This is a genomic window from Schnuerera sp. (genome assembly GCF_035459645.1).
Classification (GTDB): domain Bacteria; phylum Bacillota; class Clostridia; order Tissierellales; family Tepidimicrobiaceae; genus Schnuerera.
This window is the reverse complement of sequence record NZ_DATHXO010000329.1, coordinates 1-2,607: the sequence shown is the minus strand read 5'-3', so window position 1 is coordinate 2,607 and position 2,607 is coordinate 1. Positions and strand designations below refer to the sequence as shown.

The 2,607-nt window shown below is 26.5% G+C and carries 2 protein-coding genes; both read right to left on the bottom strand.

Features of this window, described 5'->3' with window-relative positions; all coding sequences use genetic code 11:
• Positions 1–1,627, bottom strand: a 1,627-nt coding sequence (locus VK998_RS07700; RefSeq protein WP_325227318.1) for an ABC transporter ATP-binding protein, incomplete at its 3' end; no start/stop codon positions are given.
• A gap of 3 nt (positions 1,628–1,630) precedes the next feature.
• Positions 1,631–2,607 (bottom strand): radical SAM/SPASM domain-containing protein (locus VK998_RS07695; RefSeq protein WP_325227316.1); only part of this gene is annotated, 977 nt, incomplete at its 5' end.

Genomic DNA, 2,607 nt, shown 5'->3' with positions numbered 1-2,607 from the left:
CTAAATTTCCTGATTCAACTATTTTTCCATCCTTCATAACAAATAATTTATCATAGTTACTTAAGATATTTAAATCTAATTTATGTGTAACAGTTAATAAAGTTGCATCTAGATTAACCAATGTTTTTTCAATTTCTCTTGCCGTAACTTTATCTAAAGACGATGTTGCTTCATCTATAAGCAAAACTTCTATATCTTTAATCAATGCTCTAGCTATAGCAATCCTTTGCATTTCTCCACCTGATAACTCTACCCCACCTTCTCCAACAATTGTATCTAAGCCATGTGGAAGTTTTTTAACAATTTGAATTATTCCCGATTGTTTTAGTACTTTATTAAGTTTCTCCTCAATACATTCGTTGTATAAACAAATATTGTTTCTTAAGGTATCTTTAAACATAAACACTTTTTGATGTATTATGCTAACCTTTCTATAATAAGATTTTGAGTCAAAATCTCTAATATTTACATCATCAAAAATAATCTTCCCTCTATAATTATTAATTTGTCTAATTAATGCCTTTAATAAAGTCGTTTTCCCACATCCACTTTCTCCAATTAAAGCATATTTTTTTCCCTTCTCTAATTCCATACTTATACCAGCCAGAACATCCCTTTGTTGATCATACGAATAATTTAAATCCACCACATCAATTGAATTTTTAAATCTAAACTCCTGAACTCCTTGAATTACATCTAAATCAACAATATTAATAACTTCTCTTTGAATTGTATCTATAATCTTAGTAACTGACCTCATCTTTATACCATAGGTAGAAATCGATATTATGGGATTTACAATATAATTCATGAGTTGAACAGCAGCAATCATTGAACCTATTGTCATATAGTCGTTAATAACCAAATAACTAGCTATTAATAAGTTAACAAAAAATATGGCAAACCCTAATACAATAGATAATGCTCCTTGAAAACCTTGCAAAACATTAAATTTATATCCTTCTATTTCAGATTGAATATCATCTTCTAGTGTCATACTAATTATTTTATCTTCTATATTAAACCCTTTAATTACTTCAAAACCCTGAGCTATTTCTTTAATTCTATTGGTAAATTTTTCAAGTTTATGGAGATATTCAGCCTTTAATGCTTGGTTTTTCTTAGTAAGTAATTGTGGTATAACTACTGGAATCCATCCAAAAACAATAATCGCTAATGTTAGCCGTACATTAATATGTAATAACAGAAATAAAGCTACTATAAATAATAGTGCGTCCTGAAAAACATTAGTTATACTTGAAAGATAATTTTCTTTCACCATTTTAACATCATTATTAAGTAATGATATTAATTCCGAGCTTGTTAATCTATTGTGTCCATCAGCATTTATAAAACTTTCTATTATGTCTTTTTTATAATCTATCATAACCTCTTTATTTAAAGCAGCAATGCTAATCTTTGATAAAATCTCACATACAAATACTGATATTAAAAAAATTATTGCATATATCATTAAAACATTAATGCTATAGCTTAAATTCCCCACTGCAGTATCAACAATTGTTTTAAACAGTATAGCTTGTAAAGTTTGAATAACTGAAACAGCCACTATAAAAATAATATTTACTAACATTAATAACTTATGATTTAAAATATATTTCTTCATTTATCACAACAACTCCAATGAATAATTTTTTTCAAATTTCTGAGTAAATTCATTTAATTTACCATCCATAGCTATTTCCGTTAGTTTAATTAACAACTCTTCTGTTAATTTAACATGTTCATTACAATTATTTTTATTAATAGTAATTGCCTCATCTTTTATAAGTGATTCAGCCACACATTTTCTACACCAAAAACTTGCTATACAATTATTGCAGTCTTGATGGTTTCCTTTATTTAATATTTTTAATTTCATGCTTGCATTTCTAAATCCTAAATTTATTAAATGTATACTATCGAATATATTCCCGATGTTATATCCTTTCTTATTAGTGAATAGTGGACATGGCCATATGTCTCCATTACAATCAATAGATACTTGTGTAACTCCTGCATTGCAAAAATATAAATATCGAGATTGAGATAAAATACTACTTAAAATAAGTTTTAATGAATCATTACAATTTATATTGCAATTAAAAATATCATCAAAAAACTTATCTACTTCACCATTAATTGCTGTTTTCTTCATATTCGTTAATGTGATATCTTTATTTTTTGATACAACATTATATATAGATATTCTCGGTATATTTAAATCTCTATATAAATTATTAACAATTTCATCTTTATCTAATAATTCACTCGATTGTTTTGTATAAGTTCCTTGTAAATAACAAACATTTTCAGTTTCCTTATTTAGTTTAAATACATTACTAACAATATCATCATATGAACCTTTACCATTGGGGTATTTTCGATGGATGTCATTGATTTCCTTTGGGCCATCTATACTTACTGTCACTTTAATCCCATACTTTTCAATTATTTCATGTATTATTTCGTTATAAATAGTACCATTTGTCTCCATTAAAAAGTTGACACCTTTATCTTCAAAAATTTTACATATTGTTTCAATTGCATCTACTGACATTAACGGTTCTCCTCCAAAAAAAAGTATATTGGATATATTGGGCATTT